A 17,132-nucleotide genomic window follows, 5' to 3' on the forward strand; every position below is an offset into this window, starting at 1 on the left:
TCACTCTCCATTTATTGGCTATGTTGACTACGGAATATATTTTATTGGCGGAGTTCACAATTTTATTGGCGATGTTCACAAATTTAGCAGTTAAGACCGAGATTTTAAGTTCACCTTGCTCTTGCTTCATCAACTCTTTGCAGAAGCAGTTCGCCCAATCGTTCATCAAAGCCTACTGGTTCACACAGGACAATCTCTTTTTCAGGATATTGATCCAACACATTGTGTACTGTTTCCTCTATTTTAGCGGTAAAACCGCCTGTATACAGCAAGAATGGCAAAATATAAATCTTTGATGACGAGTAGCTTCCCAAGAGCTTTTCTCCATAAAATGGCTGTGTTGTTATATATCCAGTATCAACTTTTGCCGAGACTTTCTCCTGAACCCTGCCTGCCAGCTTCTCGAATTCCACCGCTGCCAGGGGATCTCTGCTGCCATGTCCGACGAGCAGGACGGTCTCTGAGTTCATGCCTGAAAATCCTTGTTTATTTAAACGGTCCAGAACGATTTCCAGGATCGTTTCATTTACACCGAGTGGCTCGCCATAGAAAATCTTTGTTTCTGGGTGCTTTTGTCTGACTCTTTCCAATTCAGCCGGAATGTCCACATTCGCATGGATTCCCGGAAGCAGCAATACCGGAACGACGGTTACTGATGATGCACCCTTTAAAATACATGATTCGACCGCTTCGAATATGGCTGGCCGGGCATTTTCAAGGAATCCATAGGCTGCATTCGTTCTTTCCCCTGTGGATATTATCTTCTCGATGAATGACACAAACACCTTGTTTCCTTGCTCACTTCTGCTGCCATGGCTGATGAATACTGTTGCTTCCATATCTTTCTCTCCTTTAAAACAAATCGATTACACGGATGCCAGTTCAGATTCTTTATTAGCCAAACAATCGACCACAGCAGTTTTATCCGGCGCTTCCAGCACTTTATCAGCTGCAATACCATATTCGCCTGCAGTCTCTGCCGTCTTAACTCCCATGCAAACAATCTTTGCTGTTTTCAAAAGCTGCTGCGGAATGATTTCTTTGAGGATCCCTTCTTCTATCATTGTTTTGATAGACCTGGTGCTTGGCAAAATAACTGTGTTTACAGAAGCTTCCTCAAGTACTCTTTTAATAATAGGCGTGAATTGCTCGTCGATGACCTTTTTGGATGTGACGAACCTTTCAGCATGAGGATGCTTATAGGCGGTATCACTGTCACCTACGATTAACAGCTTTCCTTCTTGAGACATCTTCCCATCCACTTCTGCAAAAAAGCCCTTTTCATTCAATGCCTTGACAGACTTTGTTGAACAGCCGTAAAAGTCTGCTTTCACCCTTCTGATATCGATTCCTTCTGAAAATAAGATTTCGAAGAATTCCCCAACACTTTCAGGAGAGGTAAAAAGAATTTGCTCGTAATCAGCAATTCGCTTGATCACTGTTTGATCAACAGGTACGGAAACTTTCTTCCATTTCGGGAATTCAATCACATCTGCTCCCTGGTCCATCAATTCCTTCGCCAGTTCACTCTCATCCGTTCCTGTTCGTGCAAGCATTATTTGTTTACCAAACAAAGGTTTCTTTTCAAACCAGTTCAACTTCTTTCGAAGCGATACAATGTCACCAACAAGAGTGATTGCAGGGTTCGTAAAATTCACTTCCTTCGCTTTGGCAGCAATATTAGCCAGAGTTCCCTCCAAAGTCTGCTGCCGGGAGAAGGTTCCCCACTGAATGAGGATCACCGGGGTGTCCTCCGGTTTTCCATGCTTAATCAAATTTCCGCTGATATATGGAAGATTTGAAATCCCCATATAAAAGGCAATTGTGTCAATGCCGGTGGCAAGCCCTTTCCAATCCAGTTTTGGATGGCCATTTTCAGATTTGTCATGGGCAGTCACAACCGCGAAGGATTCACCAAATTCACGGTGTGTGACGGGAATTCCTGCATAAAGCGGTGCAGATATTCCTGATGTGATTCCCGGAACAATGTCAAAAGAAAGGCCATTTTCGGCCAAAGCAGCTGCTTCCTCGCCTACGCGCCCAAACACGCCAGGATCGCCGCCCTTGAGGCGGACTACGATTTTACCTTCAAGCACTTTTTCAACCAGAAGGTCATTGATCATTTCCTGGCGAAGGACGTGCCGGTCCGGGAGCTTGCCGCAGTAGATCAGCTCGCAATCTGCAGGAGCATAATCCAGCAGTTTCGGGTTGGCAAGGCGGTCATATAGAATGACCTGCGCCTTTTTAATTGCTTCCATCCCCTTAACTGTTATCAGCTGTACGTCTCCTGGTCCTGCTCCAACTAAAAATGCTCTTCCTTCTTCCATTGTGTTCCCGCCCTTTCAATTATGAAGAAGGAAAGTCCCCCCTCTTAGGTCATATAGTTAAATACACTTCATTTTCGATTACTTCAACATGATACGTTTTTACTTCTCCTGTATCTGGAGCCTGAACTTTCCCGTCTTCCAGGGAGATCTTCAGGTCGTAGACTGGACAATAGATAAACTTCCCGCTTACGAGTGCATCGGCAAGGGTCCCGCCTTTTCTGTGGGGACTGCGGTTCTCAACCGCTTTGACATCTCCATTGGATATCCGGAACAAGACGATGTTCTCGCCATTTACTGTAACTGCCTGCCCAGCCCCCACAGGAAGGGAATCATAATCCGCCAGCTTGATTCTCACCATTGTTTCCTGCATCATCATCCATCCTCCTATTCAACTGTTACGTTTCGTACTTGGTAGTATTTTTCTTTTATTCCATTATCAGAAATCGCTTCCTGCCACGGCTCGTTATAGCGCTCCAATGTCTTATCCAGTCTTTCGTTTAACTGTTTTCTCATCCTCTCATCGGCGAGGACTTCTTTGACATGTTCAAGTCCCATTCTCTCAAGCCAAGGAGCAGTCCTTTCAAGATAGGCAGCTGTTTCTCGGTAGTATTGGAGGTATGCTCCGGTAATTTCCATTACCTCTTCTTTTGTCTTAACGGTATCAAGCAGATCGGCAGCACGCAGGTCTGTTCCGCCATTTCCCCCGATATAGATTTCCCAGCCGCCATCGACCCCTACAAAACCAATGTCTTTAATTCCGGATTCCGCACAGTTCCTTGGACAAGCAGAAACTCCCATCTTGACCTTATGCGGTGTATCAAGGCGCTCAAACTTTTTCTCGAGCTCAATTCCAAGCCCCATTGAATCCTGAGTTCCAAACCGGCAGAACTTTTCGCCAACACAGGTTTTTACGGTACGCAATGTTTTTCCGTACGCATAGCCTGATGCCATTCCCAGTTCTTCCCACATTGAAGGAAGATCCTCTTTGTTGACACCGAAGAGGCCGATTCTCTGTCCACCCGTCAGTTTTACCAAAGGCACATCGTACTTCTCGGCAACTTCGGCAATTTTCTTCAAGTCTGCAGCAGTCGTCACACCGCCATACATTCTTGGAACAACTGAATATGTCCCATCCTTCTGGATGTTGGCATGCATTTTCTCATTAGCCAGCCTAGAATCTCGTTCATCCTTATAGCCGTCAAAATTGATCATACCAAGGTAATAGTTGATCGCTGGACGGCATTTCGAACAACCTTCCTCCTGGGACCAGCCCAGAACATTCATGACTTCCCTGACATTCGTCAGGCCTTTAGCCCTGATTTCGGCAACAATTTCGTCTTTGCTTAAAGTTGTACATCCGCAGATCCCTGCTTTTTTCGCCGAAGTATCATATTGGTCGCCAAGTGTATATGCTAGGATGTCGGATATGAGTGATTTACATCTTCCGCATGAACGGCCCGCGTTAGTGCAGCCACCTACTTCTTCAACAGTAGTCAACTCATTAGTAAGGATCGCGTCAACAATCGTTCCTTTTGTGACACCATTACAGCCGCAGACAAGCTCGTCATCAGCCATCGCTGCTACATCGCCTGCTTCTCCACCGCCACAGCAGCCGTTTGCTTCAAGAATCGAGACACTTGTTATACCGCTGATGTCTTCTCTTTTCGTCAGCATCCTGAACAGCCGGTTGCTGTCCTTTGTATCACCATAAAGTACAATCCCGGCAATCCGGTTGTCACGAATGACAATTTTCTTGTAGATTCCATCAAACTCATTGTGGACCTTGATTGATTTCGTTCCTTCGTCATCACCGATTTCACCTGCTGAGAACAAATCACACCCAGATACCTTCAGCTGGGTGCCGCAAATCGTCCCTTCATAAGGAGTCGTGAAGATACCGGCGAGCTTCGCTGCAAGTACTTTTCCCTGTTCATACAGCGGAGCGACAAGTCCATAGACGATTTCTCTATGTTCCGCACATTCCCCGACCGCATATATATTCGGCACATCTGTCTCCATATAATCATTGACAACAATCCCTCTGTTGACATAAATGCCGCTATCTTTGGCCAGCTGGACATTAGGGCGGATGCCGACAGCCATGACGATAAGATCTGCCTGGATTTCGGAACCGTCAGAGAATCTTAGTCCGGTTACTCTATCGTCTCCTAGAATTTCCGTAGTCTGCTTTTCAAGCAAGAAATTCATGCCCTGGTTTTCCAGCTCTTTTTTCAGCATTTCAGAAGCTGTTTCATCAAGCTGTCTTTCCATCAGATGCGGCATCAAATGGACAACATCGACCTCCATGCCCAAATTCAGCAGGCCTCTTGCTGCCTCCAGGCCTAACAGCCCGCCGCCGATTACAGTTGCCTTTTTATACTGTCTGGAATCTTTGATCATCACTTCACAATCATGGATGTCACGAAACCCGACTACTCCCTGTTTATCAGATCCGGGCATAGGAAGAATAAACGAGCTGGAGCCTGTAGCGATGACCAACTCATCATAATCTACCCTGCGTCCCTGATCAGATAGGACCTGCTTCTTCTGCTTGTCTATCCCGACTACAGCTTCCCCTGTATAAAGCTGGATACCGTTATTCTTATACCAATCCCAGTCATTCATGATAATGTCTTCGATGGACTTATCTCCCTGAAGGACTGTGGATAACATAATTCTATTGTAGTTAGGATGTGGCTCATTCCCAAAAATAGTGATCTCATATCTATCTGGCCGAAGTTTAAGCAATTCTTCAATCGTCCTTACTCCTGCCATTCCATTTCCTATCATGACTAGTTTCTTTTTCATTTCGTTTGTCCTCCCATAGTTAAAGCTTCTGTCCCGGAGTTTTCATTAATGATATTTCCTCTATGTATAAATTGTATTGTGATTTAAGTCTCCTGTTTGTGAAGTTCGTCACATTTCAACTAGAGTTTGTGTACTATTTCACAAATACTTCAAAATTAGCAATTTCCACCTTTCTTTTGAATAGCAGTTATGTCTCAGCTTAAATTGGGTATTGTACTTGTAATGGAATGATTAGATTTAGATCCAAATGTAAAAGGAGGCAGGCTTCATGATCATTGTCTATATAAGTATTGCTGTCATCGTGGCAGCCCTGGGTTATCTTGGTTATGTTGTTTATAAAACATATAAAGATGCCAAGCCAACGATCGATAGTCTTCAAGAGACTGCAACCCGGGTACAGAACAAAACGAATGCTATCAAAGAAGAAACCGATTCACTGAAGTTTAAGCAGCAGAAGCTGATGACTGATTTTGAAAAGAAAAAGAAAGCCGTCAATACCGTTGTTTTTTCAGTAAAACAGACACCGGTAGAATTCAAAAACGCACTTGTTGCAAAACCTGTGGCTGAACTTGAACAGAAGTATAAAGCAAGACAGTGGAACCGTAAGCGTCGCAACCGAACAATGCAGCCGCAATAAGACAGGGCAACTCGCCCTGTTTTTTTATTTGCCTCTGCCTGGTGACTATCTTCCTATATCCTCATTCTGATTTATTTCCCAACCAGTCAAAAATCCAACAGAATCAAGGGTTATGATACCGGTACTAAAATTTAGGAATATTGTACGATTGCCGAAATAATTTTTAATACTTATTATGAATAAATATACAAAACATATTTTGGAGGAATACATAAATGAAGCATAAAAAGATTATCTCTGGTGTTGTCGCCGCAAGCTTACTGGCATCCTCGCCATGGACTCCCGCGCTCGCTGAGTCACTCAAATGGAATTATGTAAATGCATATGAGGAAAAGGACGGAAGTTTATTCAACAGTGAAAACTATGATTTTATGAAATTCTCGGAAATCGGCGACAAGCTTGAACAAATCGAGAAGCAATCCAATCGTGTGAAGGTAGATGTAAAGGGCCAATCATCAACAGGACAGCCCCTTTATGTCGTTACGATAGCTGCACCTGACTCTCAGGGCAAGTTTGGCAAGATTCAGGCATTAAGAAAACAAATGTTCAAGAACCCTGGCAAAGCACAGGAATGGATTGAAAATAACCCTGACTTCAAGGTGCCAATCATGATCAATGGCTCCATCCATGGTACCGAGTTTATCGGCAGTGATGCGGTCATGCAGCTGATCGAGCGCTTTGCACTTGAGAATGATGACACCACGAAAGAAATCCTGGAAAATAACATCTTGATTTTCAATGTTGTCCAGAATCCTGATGGACGGATTGATGCTACACGTTTTAACGGAGAAGGAATCGATTTAAACCGTGACTTCATCACCCAGTCACAGCCAGAAACCCAGGAAACTGTAGCCCTGATTAAGGAATGGAATCCCATGGTCTTCCTTGATACTCATGGCTATGTAAAAAATTATGCACCGAACAAGCAGGGTCTTATTGAACCATGTACAGTTCCCCATAATCCAAATTACGAATATGACCTTTATGAAAAATGGGCAATGGACCAGGCAGAAGCGATGGAAACAGAAATTATGTCCAACAAGAACAGCTTTACCGGCAGCCTCTATCAGTCAATGGAAGGAACCTACATTCCTCAGCGTGATGACGCGGAAGGCTGGGATGATTATCCGCCGATTTTCACTCCGATGTATGCAATGTACCACGGCGCATATGGCCACACCCTAGAAGCGCCAACAAATGATGAAGACGGCGTTCGCTGGATGTATGACGCCATCATGGGCGCCCTGAAAAATGCTACGGATAACAAGCAGGATATGATCAAGGATCAGATTGAGATGTTCAAGCGTGGCATCAACTTTGATCACCCATTCCATGAAGAAGGCTTCTTCCCGACTGCCTATGTGCTGCCTGTTGATTCTGAAGATCCAACCGTAACACAAAAGGCAGTTAATCATCTGCAAAAAAACGACATCGAAGTCGTCCAGGCTTCCAAAGCTTTTACAGCGGACGGAAAGTCTTATCCTAAAGGCACATACCTCGTGAAAATGGATCAGGCAAAAGCCGGCCTAGCCAATACGATGCTCTGGGATGGCGAGGACATCACCGAAGACGTTGATGCCATGTATGATATCTCAGCATGGAGCCTGCCAGAACTCTGGGGCTTTGAGGCCATTGCGGTTAAAAGTGAATTTGATGTGACAGCGACTAAAGTGAACCAAATCCAGGGGCAAGGTTCTGTCATTGGTAAAGGTCCATTCTTGATTCCGAACAGTTCTGTGAAAGCCGTAAATCTTGTAAACACTCTTCTTCAGCAAGGCGTTTCTGTAAAGCGTGATTCTGAAGGCAACTTTTACACAGAAGCAGCTGCGAATGTAGTTTCAGCAGCAATAAAAGCATCCGGATTGCACATTGAATCAGCAAAAGTGCCAACCGATGCAGTTGAAGTGGCTGACATGAAGGTCGCTATATTGAAAGACGGCGGCATGAACAAGGCTCAATCTCACTCAGGTACAAAACTCGCTCTGAAACGTCTTGGCTTCACCGTTACTGAAGTAACTCCTTCAGACGTTGCAGAACAAGGTCTTTCCAGCTTCGACGTATTCGTATACAGCGGAACGGAAGGCTTGATTGCCAAAACTCAGTCACGCGCGGGTAATAAAGAGTTCGGATTCCAAAATCCAGCTCAGTTTGATAGTTTCAAAGCAAATGTAGATGAATTTTTAAATAATGGCGGAAAATATATCGCAGTTGGGGCTGGTGCCTCCCTCGCGACAAAGACATTGGGACTTACTGATGACGATATTGTCGTTGCAGGCTACAGCAGCAATGGTATTGCAAAAGTTGATTACAGCGGCCAAGGTGTGACGGGAGGATATAGCGAGGACGATCTCGGTTTTGTTTATCGTCCTGTATGGTATGAAAACACCGATAACGATGAAGTATCCGCAACATTCGATGACAACTCCGACTTCTTTGTAGCCGGCCACTGGAAAAACAACAATGAAGCACAGGGCAAGGCAGTCATCGTTAAAGAACAGGATAAGGATGTAACAATGATCGGCCTCGAAGCTGGTTTCCGTGACCATACCGATTATCTATTCCGACTTCTGTCCAACAGCATTTTTGAAAAATAAACATTGCAAAAGCATCGGGCTATTTGCCCGATGCTTTTAGTTATGAGAATAGTATTTTTCCAGCAGCAGATAATCTCGCGTCTTTTGAATTTCGATATTATTGGCAAGAGCGAACTCTTCAAGCTCATTTATCAGCTGTTCGCTGTGAAAGTATCCAACGCTGAAATTGCAGCCCCTTCTAACCTTCACCACTGCATTCTTAGTCGACCAGCCAATCCGGCCGAATTTTATTTTTTTGATATTATCCGGAGTCAGCAGTTTCCGGTAAATTGTAAATTTAAAGAATTTAATTTTATATTCAAGGTAATCTGGGGTAATCGTTAATTGGATTTGATGTAAAGTAATTACCAGCACAGCAAGAGTAATAGAAGCCCGGACCATCCAGCTTAAATTAGGCAGGATAAATACACTCATGATAATGATACTCCACAAAATATCTTTGGATATATTTCCTGTATAAGTCAATTAACTCCCCCCTCTCGTACTCTTTCAATTTTACCATATAAATACAATTTAAAAAGACCACCTTTTCAGGTGATCTGCTTTTTCATAGATAAAGTCCTGCAAGGAAGATTCCCAGGGCTTCTTCATATATCTCATCGAATTGGGACAGCGGCAGCGGGTTTATCCCGAAACCAAGTTCGACTGTAAAGCCTGGCCGGCGCCAATCCTGGATGAACCAGTCTTTATAGCCGGCATAGCTCTCAATCGTTTTTACCGGCTGGTAACCGCTCACCCGGGCAAATTCATTGACCATTGCCTCCGATTCAGGCGGCTCAAGGTTTTCAAAGCCCCAGTAAATGACCTCTCCCTGGGTATGGAAAGCTAGAACCCTGGCAAAATCGCGCCTTCTCGTCATCTCTGCCATCGCAATTGCTTCTGGCTCGGATAATGGATTTGGCCCAACATAGTCCCTTGGGCCCGGCTGGCTTGGGTTGCGTTCTTTTTCAAGCTCCCATTTTGCCGGGAACTGGTCGTTCAGGTCCACACCTCTGATATTAGCCTTCCATCCGCTGAAATCCTGGCTTCCTCTATTCAATTCTACTACTCTTTCATTCCATGGCTCTGCTTCAGGCGGCCCATTGAGCACAAGATTGACTCCATCTGGATTGACCATCGGCACAACCGATAATGTCGTCTGCCCATAGAAGCTCTGCATGGACAAGCCTCTTATGGTGGACTTATTTGTCAGCGCCTGCAGATAATCGTTCAGGAACGTCATGATGATGGGAGTGGTGATCCATTCATTGGCATGGAAAGACCCATTATAATGAACCCGCTTATTGCCGTTCCCAATCAATGTTTCCGGTATGCTTTTCCCTAAAACAGAGTTGCCAATCGAAGGCACCCTCATGAACGGATAGACATTTTCCAATCTTCTCAAATCACTCATCAGTGAGGCATAATCATAATTCTTCTTCCCCTGGACAATCCGCCAGGTGATTCTTAGCGGAACCTTGACCATCTGTCCGATGTACAGACCATTCGGATTAATATTGCGGTTCGCCAGCAGCAGCGCATCCACCTGCAGATTTCTGCTTTGGGCAATTTTCCAAAGAGTATCCCCTGCACGGATCCGATAATCCACCGCTGCAAAACCAGGAATCCTCACCGTCTGTCCCACATCCAGAGCATTTGGGTCGATATCACGGTTGGAATCTATAATCAACTGGAGAGGGATGTTGAAAATATTGCTGAAATACCAAAAAGAATCTCCTCTTCTCACATATATATCCATAGTGCGCCTCCTGTTCTTTCAAAGTTGCATCTATACATATGTATATGAGTAGCTTTGGAATCTATTTCAGAAGATGGAAATTCGCTTTATTTTTTCAAGCCTTTAATAAAAGCAGTGACTGCCAGCTGGTAACTTTCATCCAAGTCAAGCGGCATACCGAAGCCACCCCTTTGCTCTAGCGATGAAAACCCATGCATCAGGCTTCTTAACCCGCGTACAGCATGAATCGCTTCCTCTTCTGACAGTTTAAAAGGCCGAATCGCAGATACGACGAGTTCAACGATGTTTTTGCCGGCGTCATGAACATATTCATCCGCAGGATCAGGGGCTGATAATGCGAACTCGTACAGACCGGGATTACTTCTTGCGAAGGTTAAATACGCCCGACTTAAGGCCATCACTGCTTCTTCCCCTCGAGCCTGGCCTTCCGCTTCCTCTGCCAGGCTATTGAAGAGTTTTTCAAGAGAAAAAATGGTCAGTTCTCTTTTAATCCCCGGCAGACCGTCAAAGTGATTGTATATTGATGGCGGTTTAATATTGAGCTTCTTGGCAAGCATTGCAAGAGTTATATACTCACTTCCATGCTCATTGGCAAGCTCAGCTGCTGCAATCATAATTGTATTTTTATCAAGTGCAATTTTCGGTCTCGGTGACATGTTTTCGAACTCCTTTATTTTGAAAAAGCTGCTTCTGCTTTTTCGATTCCTTTTTCAATTAGTGCTGCAGGATTCCTGAGCAGCTCCCCGTGACCAACCGCGAGAAGGGTTGGTTTTAGCTCACGGATTTTCCGGGCACTCTGCAGTGCCGTTTCTTTATTCCAGGTTGCCATTGCCGGAAAAGGAAACCATGGGATAGTCACTCCTGAGACAGCAGTCCCTCCCCTGGTCTGGAAGGCATCGCCCGCAATCAACAAGCTGGTTCTCTGATCAAGGAATGCCATCGATCCGGGTGTGTGACCCGGAGTTGAGATTGCCAGTAAAGAACCAATCACATCCCCTTCCTTTAGGAGCATATCCGATTGTGTTTTAATTTTCTTTGGCACACCTCCGCGAATCGGTGTCTGAGGCTCGGTTGAGTCAAGAGAGGTATCACCAGCTAAAAGGCGGGAATCACGGGCAGAAATATAAACCGGAACATCAAGTTTCGCTTTCAGTTCATCAAGTGCACCTACATGGTCGCCATGAGCATGGGTCAAAACAATCTGCTTGATTGGTTTTCCGATTTTTTCAGCAGCCTGCAAAATCGGCTTTGCGCTATATGGAAGCGCAGCATCAATTAAAGTCAACCCATCCTCCTCCTCGATAAAATAACAATTCACCGGAAAAAACCTTGGCATGAACGTCAGCTGATATAAATACCCCTCTTTGATCACTCTCATATTAATGAACCTCCTATAAAACTAATATCGTTAGTTTTATTTTAACTAACGTCATTAGTTTTAGCAAGCACTGATTGGATAAATTATGAAAAATGGGCCAGTTTCTCCGGCTATCTTAGGTTAATGCTGGTATTAGACTGCTTTAATGGCTACCTTTTGTGTGATGGGAAGTGACCTTACCAGTTTTCCGATGCTTATTTCTGGATTTGCGAAGTGTATTTGCGGTTGCTCAATTTATATTTAAGGTTACACAACTTTATCTCCAGTTGCGGCAGGTTTATCTCCAGTTGCAGCAGATTTATCTCCAGTTGCGGCAGATTTATCTCCAGTTGCATAACTTTTATCTCCGGTTACATCCGTTTTATTTACGATTGACCAAAAAAGAAGCACCGACTCCAAAATCGGGCTTCCTTCCTTTAACTATAAAACCTTGCTCAAAAACGCTCTAGTCCGCTCATGCTGCGGGTTTTCAAATATTTCATTAGGCTGGTTTTCTTCCACTATCAATCCCCCGTCCATGAAAATGACGCGGTCACCGACTTCACGGGCAAAGCCCATTTCATGGGTGACGACAACCATCGTCATTCCTTCGCGTGCAAGCTGTTTGATAACCTCCAAAACTTCCCCGACCATTTCTGGGTCAAGCGCTGAGGTTGGTTCGTCGAAAAGCATGATTTTTGGCTCCATCGCAAGGGCACGGGCGATGGCCACCCGCTGCTTTTGCCCGCCGGATAGTGAGTCTGGGTAGGTCTCTGCTTTGTCCTCGAGACCTACCTTTTTCAGCAGCTCCATTCCTTTCTCCCTTGCTTGCTGTTCGGAAACACCTCGTACCTTCAACGGAGCCAGCATGATGTTTTCAATCACTGTCTTATGCGGAAACAAATTGAAGTGCTGGAATACCATTCCGACCTCCTCACGCACTTTGTTGATATCCGTCCCTTTATCAGTAATGTCTATATCTTCAATCAGCACATGCCCGTCCGTAATCGTTTCGAGCAGGTTTATGCAGCGGAGAAAGGTGGATTTGCCGGAACCAGATGGACCGATCACAACAACGACTTCCTGTGGCTGGACCTCAACATTTATTCCGTTCAACACCTTGTGGCTGCCAAATGCTTTTTGCAGATTAGCGACTTTAATCATTCTGTTTTCAGCCTTCTTTCGAGGAGATTTAGTAAAAAGCTAAGTGACAGCGTTAGGATGAGGTAAATGACTGCTGCGGTAAGGTATGGCTCCCAAACACGGGAGTACTGTCCTGACATCGCCCGGCCCCAGTACATGATTTCCGGAGTCGCGACAACCGCCGCAAGTGATGATTCCTTGATTAGTACAATGAACTCATTTCCAAGAGGCGGTATCATCCGTTTGAAGGCCTGTGGTAAAATCACATACCTCATCGCCTGTACATGGGTCATTCCCAGTGACCGGGCGGCTTCCATCTGGCCGCGGTCGATCGACTGGATTCCTGCCCTGAAAATCTCTGCGATATATGCTGCTGCATTTAGTGACAGGGCGACGATTGTCGCGACAATCCCGTTCGTTTCCCCTATGAGCATAGGGACGACACCAAAATGAATCAGCAAAATTTGCACAAACAACGGGGTTCCCCGAAAGAAAGTAATATACCAGACAAAAGGCCATGCCAGCAGTTTTCGCCGCTGGATCTTGCCGAGCCCGATGAACAGGCCGAGGATGGTCCCGATTAAAATCCCCGCCAATGATAGCCCAATTGTCAGCAGCGTGCCTTTTACTAGATAAGGAGAATATTCAATGATAATATCAAAACGAAAATCCATAGCTTGCCCTCCAAAGCCCCCAGGCCTGGGACTAGATTTTGATAGCTTTTACGAAAAGAGTTTTACAAAAAAATGCGTAACACTATTTTCAAGAGTTACGCATCATCGAAGATCATAGTTTATGAGAAATTATTCTGATGCTTCCTGTTCCGCCTTCAGCATTTCCAGGTTAGGGTCCTGGCCGAACCAATCTTGATAGATTTTTTCATACGTTCCATTCTCGACGATTGTCTTGATTGCTTTATCAAAGTCCGCCTTCAAATCTGTGCCTTTCGGGAACAGGATTCCATAGTATTCAGCCTCAAAGCTGCCGCTGTCTTCAATTACCTTTAATTTTTCCTTCGGATTGTTTTTTGCGTATACCTCGACAACTCCGTTATCCGCAACGACTGCATCTGCTCCCCCAGAGAGCATTTCCATGATTGCCAGGTTGTTGTTATCGAATTTCTTGATATCCTTGTTATTCTTACCGAGAAGTTTATCCATCGCTGCCTGCCCGGTGGTGCCGTTTTGGACAGCCACTATCTTGCCCTTCAAATCTGCTGCACTTTTAATATCGCTGTCTTCACGGACAAGGATTTTATTGGTGGATAGGAAATATGGCAATGAAAAGTCGTAAGTCTGTTTTCGTTCATCATTGATTGAGATCGAGGATACTGCCAGATCGGCTCGCTTGCTCTTGATCTCAACAAAAATCGGATCCCAGCCGACATTCTCGATCTTCAGCTCATACCCTGCTTCTTTTGCGGTAGCCTTCAGGAAATCAATGTTGAAACCAACTATCTTGTCCCCTTCCAAGTACTCAAATGGTGCATATGCTGCGTCCGTGACCACCCTTAATTCCTTCTTTTCAGCCTCGGATCCTGTTCCTCCTGAGCTGCTTGAACCACAGGCCGACACTACAAGCGCTGTGATCGCCATCATCACAATCGCAAAGAATCTTTTTTTCATTTTTACTTCCCCCTCTTTTTAAAAAACGTACCTAACTTTTAATAATTTATATGTAGAGGAACAGGCTTGTATTACTTTTTACCGTGATAAGAAAAACTTATCTTTATAGATTCATACCTTGTTATTTCCTTATACTTCCTTTTAGATTAAGATTTTACCAGGGAGGGATTCAATATGGCATTCAAATTTAAAGCGATCGATCATGTACAGCTTGCAGCACCTAAGGGTTCAGAAGAGCAGGCAAGGAAATTTTTCGGGGAAATATTAGGTTTTGAAGAAGTCGAAAAACCTGCAGAGTTGAAAAAGCGAGGCGGGGCCTGGTTTAAATACGGACATTGCCAAATTCATGTCGGCATTGAGGAACCATTTGCAGCCGCACGCAAAGCCCATCCGGCGTTTGAAATTGAGAATATTGATGAATTGAAACAGCATTTGTCCTCTTCAGGAATTGAATATATTGAAGATGACAAGCTTCCAGGTGCGAACAGGATCTATGTATACGATCCATTTGGCAATAGAATTGAATTGCTGGAATGGATATCGAACTAAGTAACAATGTGTAAAAGGTTTAATCAGTTCTGACCGGTGCCAGAGCTTGACTATTCTCGGAATCTGAATATCCTAAAAAGTCGCTGCTTGCTCGATTGGTTTTCAATACAGCAAAAATTTGGTATCATATTTAGAAAAGCGAAATATTCGTTATGAGAAAGAAGTGTTGATGGAATGACCCAGCAGCAAAAGGCGAAACGCAACTTGATGATCATGTGGTTCGCAAATTTCTTCATCGCCGGCAGCATGACAATGGTCATGCCTTTTCTCTCATTGTATATCGAAACCTTTGGTGATTTTTCAGAAAGGTATGTCCAGAACTGGTCAGGCCTGACATTCAGCATTACGTTCGTAACAGCTTTTCTATTTTCACCTGTGATCGGAAGATTGGGTGATCGATTCGGGCGCAAAAGAATCCTGATCTTCATGGGAATCGGGATGGGATTATCCGTCTTTCTGCTAGGATTTGCAACTTCCGTATGGGAGTTATTTTTACTGAGAATGTTCATGGGCTTATTCTCTGGCTTCATTCCCGTGTCACAGGCACTTATTTCAACGCAGACATCAAAAGAAGAAGCAGGAAAAGTGCTGGGAACACTGCAGACAGGCAGCATCACAGGCTCACTGCTTGGCCCAATGCTTGGCGGGGTTCTTGCTGACTCCTACGGCTATGGAGCAACCTTCCAATCAACGTCTGCCTTCATCGTTCTTTCTGGTCTGCTCGTATTCTTGGTCATGGAGTACAGAGTCGATATCAATAAAGGAACCAAAACAAATTACAGCCGCAAAGAAGTTCTTCAGCATATCTTCAAAAACCCAATCATGGTGAATGTGCTGCTCATGTCGATGCTTGTGCAGATTGCCCATTTCAGTATCCAGCCAATCCTTTCACTATATGTGGGAGAGCTGCATGGACCGGAAAATTTGGCATTCTTTTCTGGAATCGCCTTTTCGGCAGCAGGGCTTGGCAATTTGTTAATGGCAAGAAAGTGGGGCCAAATTGCCGACCGGATTGGCTATATTAAAATACTTGTCGTGCTCCTGTTTTTATCAGCAATCATCTATCTGCCGGGCGGTTTTGTCGATAACATCTGGCAGCTCGTCCTGATCCGGTTCCTGCTCGGAATCACCATCGGCGGCATTATCCCTGTCAGGGTGGCCTATATCAGACAGGAAGCACCTGTTGCCATGCAGGGAGAAGTACTCGGCTACAACACAAGCCTGCGTTTCTTTGGAAACATTGTCGGTCCAGTGCTCGGCGGTTTTCTTGCAGGGTACTTTGGCTTTACCTCGGTATTCGTCCTGACAAGCGGACTTCTATTGGTGAGCGGTATTGTCCTGTTTGCCTCGATGCAGCGCAATCCCCAATTCGTCAGAGATACATTTTAACAGGCAAAAAAGACTGGATCGCGGATCCAGTCTTTTTTCGTCTATCCCGTTTCACATGTTCAGTCTGCAGAACCATTACATATGGATGGAAGGTTTGGGAAAGAATATTGTTCATCTTAATGACAGTTGTGGTGATTTTATTTGGAAGTCCAAGCCTTACAGGAGGTCGAGAATCTCGCCTTAAAAAAGCACGAAATTTTTAAACAGAGCAAAACACGCTATCTGGCCAGGGCGGCCCTCGCTTCGATGTTCATTGGCTTTGGGGTGATCGTCGCATTCAAAACAGGGAACTTCTTTTATGTAGAGCATTCCCCGTTCGCTTATCCAATCGCAGCCATCACTTTTGGTGCAGCCATTATCCTGATTGCCTACGGCGGCGGTGATTTATTCACTGGCAATACTTTTTACTATACTTTTGCCGCGCTTAGGAAAAAAATGTCCTGGCTTCTGGTGACAAGGATGTGGATATACAGCTATATCGGGAATATCATTGGCGCTGCTGCTTTTGCTTTTTTAATATATACAACAGGATTGTTTGATGACCATTCTGTCAACGGATTTCTTTTAAGCGTCGCAGAACAGAAAACCATCGCTCCTGCGTCGGAACTCTTTTTCAGGGCCATTCTCTGTAACTGGCTTGTCTGCCTGGCTTTTTTCCTACCGATGTCGATGAAAGGCGACGGCGCAAAGATGTTCGCCATGGTCTTCTTTGTCTTCTGCTTCTTCATCTCGGGATATGAACACAGCATCGCCAATATGTGCACCTTTGCGATCAGCATGGTCCTCGATGACCCGCAGTCTGTTACCTTTGCCGGCGTGATCCATAATCTGATTCCTGTGACGATTGGCAATCTCATTGGCGGTAGTATCATGATGGGCTGGATGTATTACTATGCGAACAGGCCGTTTTTTGAAGAATGATTAAAGGCTCAGATTTTTTCTGAGCCTTCCCTTTTGAATTTGAT

At 44.7% G+C, this 17,132-nt stretch carries 17 protein-coding genes; 5 read left to right on the forward strand and 12 right to left on the reverse strand.

Annotation, left to right across the window (positions count from 1 at the left end):
- Nucleotides 1-110 precede the first annotated feature (110 nt).
- From J7I80_RS00865 to nirB, 4 genes are read right to left on the reverse strand one after another with little or no spacing between them, the layout of a single operon-like run.
- Nucleotides 111-839, reverse strand: coding sequence for a sirohydrochlorin chelatase (locus J7I80_RS00865; protein WP_214735546.1), 729 nt, complete (start codon nucleotides 837-839; stop codon nucleotides 111-113).
- Between the two features lie 27 nt (nucleotides 840-866).
- A complete protein-coding gene (gene cobA / locus J7I80_RS00870; protein WP_214735547.1) occupies nucleotides 867-2,327 on the reverse strand; it encodes a uroporphyrinogen-III C-methyltransferase in 1,461 nt (486 codons plus the stop codon).
- 49 nt (nucleotides 2,328-2,376) lie between these two features.
- Entirely contained in the window at nucleotides 2,377-2,697 is a 321-nt protein-coding gene (locus tag J7I80_RS00875) for a nitrite reductase (NAD(P)H) small subunit (protein ID WP_214735733.1), read from the reverse strand.
- Nucleotides 2,698-2,711: 14 nt separating this feature from the next.
- The gene (gene nirB, locus J7I80_RS00880) at nucleotides 2,712-5,135 is read right to left on the reverse strand and encodes a nitrite reductase large subunit NirB (protein ID WP_214735548.1); all 2,424 of its coding nucleotides are present in this window, start codon (nucleotides 5,133-5,135) and stop codon (nucleotides 2,712-2,714) included.
- Between the two features lie 268 nt (nucleotides 5,136-5,403).
- Between nirB and J7I80_RS00885 the strand changes: the two genes are divergently transcribed.
- Together J7I80_RS00885 and J7I80_RS00890 are read left to right on the forward strand one after the other, a co-directional pair.
- Entirely contained in the window at nucleotides 5,404-5,772 is a 369-nt protein-coding gene (locus J7I80_RS00885) for a DUF948 domain-containing protein (protein WP_214735549.1), read from the forward strand.
- A 215-nt stretch (nucleotides 5,773-5,987) separates the two neighbouring features.
- Nucleotides 5,988-8,366 (forward strand): M14 family zinc carboxypeptidase, encoded by a 2,379-nt coding sequence (locus J7I80_RS00890; protein WP_214735550.1) that lies wholly within the window; start codon nucleotides 5,988-5,990, stop codon nucleotides 8,364-8,366.
- A 36-nt stretch (nucleotides 8,367-8,402) separates the two neighbouring features.
- On the opposite strand, the gene J7I80_RS00895 is transcribed toward J7I80_RS00890, so the two are convergent.
- From J7I80_RS00895 to J7I80_RS00930, 8 genes are all read right to left on the reverse strand, one after another.
- Nucleotides 8,403-8,831 carry a hypothetical protein gene (locus J7I80_RS00895; protein WP_214735551.1) on the reverse strand — a complete coding sequence of 143 codons (429 nt, stop codon included), beginning with the start codon at nucleotides 8,829-8,831 and terminating at the stop codon, nucleotides 8,403-8,405.
- 82 nt (nucleotides 8,832-8,913) lie between these two features.
- Nucleotides 8,914-10,104 carry a M14 family metallopeptidase gene (locus J7I80_RS00900; protein ID WP_214735552.1) on the reverse strand — a complete coding sequence of 397 codons (1,191 nt, stop codon included), beginning with the start codon at nucleotides 10,102-10,104 and terminating at the stop codon, nucleotides 8,914-8,916.
- Between the two features lie 86 nt (nucleotides 10,105-10,190).
- Nucleotides 10,191-10,760 (reverse strand): TetR/AcrR family transcriptional regulator, encoded by a 570-nt coding sequence (locus J7I80_RS00905; RefSeq protein ID WP_214735553.1) that lies wholly within the window; start codon nucleotides 10,758-10,760, stop codon nucleotides 10,191-10,193.
- A gap of 14 nt (nucleotides 10,761-10,774) precedes the next feature.
- Nucleotides 10,775-11,482, reverse strand: coding sequence for an MBL fold metallo-hydrolase (locus J7I80_RS00910; protein WP_214735554.1), 708 nt, complete (start codon nucleotides 11,480-11,482; stop codon nucleotides 10,775-10,777).
- Nucleotides 11,483-11,728: 246 nt separating this feature from the next.
- Entirely contained in the window at nucleotides 11,729-11,881 is a 153-nt protein-coding gene (locus tag J7I80_RS00915) for a hypothetical protein (RefSeq protein ID WP_214735555.1), read from the reverse strand.
- A 21-nt stretch (nucleotides 11,882-11,902) separates the two neighbouring features.
- Nucleotides 11,903-12,625: an amino acid ABC transporter ATP-binding protein gene (locus J7I80_RS00920; RefSeq protein WP_214735556.1), complete on the reverse strand. Its 723-nt coding sequence runs from the start codon at nucleotides 12,623-12,625 to the stop codon at nucleotides 11,903-11,905.
- On the reverse strand, nucleotides 12,622-13,278 hold the full coding sequence (locus J7I80_RS00925; protein ID WP_214735557.1) for an amino acid ABC transporter permease: 657 nt from the start codon (nucleotides 13,276-13,278) through the stop codon (nucleotides 12,622-12,624). Before J7I80_RS00925 ends, J7I80_RS00920 begins: the two co-directional genes overlap by 4 nt.
- Nucleotides 13,279-13,407: 129 nt before the next feature.
- A complete protein-coding gene (locus tag J7I80_RS00930; RefSeq protein WP_214735558.1) occupies nucleotides 13,408-14,229 on the reverse strand; it encodes a basic amino acid ABC transporter substrate-binding protein in 822 nt (273 codons plus the stop codon).
- 174 nt (nucleotides 14,230-14,403) lie between these two features.
- On the opposite strand from J7I80_RS00930, the gene J7I80_RS00935 reads away from it, so the two are divergent.
- The 3 genes from J7I80_RS00935 (at nucleotide 14,404) to J7I80_RS00945 (ending at nucleotide 17,088) form a co-directional block, all read left to right on the forward strand.
- Nucleotides 14,404-14,778, forward strand: coding sequence for a VOC family protein (locus tag J7I80_RS00935; protein ID WP_214735559.1), 375 nt, complete (start codon nucleotides 14,404-14,406; stop codon nucleotides 14,776-14,778).
- 174 nt (nucleotides 14,779-14,952) lie between these two features.
- Complete coding sequence (locus tag J7I80_RS00940; protein ID WP_214735560.1) at nucleotides 14,953-16,167, forward strand: MFS transporter; 1,215 nt, start codon at nucleotides 14,953-14,955, stop codon at nucleotides 16,165-16,167.
- Between the two features lie 141 nt (nucleotides 16,168-16,308).
- Nucleotides 16,309-17,088: a formate/nitrite transporter family protein gene (locus tag J7I80_RS00945; protein WP_214735561.1), complete on the forward strand. Its 780-nt coding sequence runs from the start codon at nucleotides 16,309-16,311 to the stop codon at nucleotides 17,086-17,088.
- The last annotated feature ends 44 nt before the right edge of the window (nucleotides 17,089-17,132 follow it).

Source organism: Bacillus sp. ISL-41 (assembly GCF_018613235.1).
In the GTDB taxonomy this organism is placed as follows: Bacteria; Bacillota; Bacilli; order Bacillales; family Cytobacillaceae; genus Mesobacillus.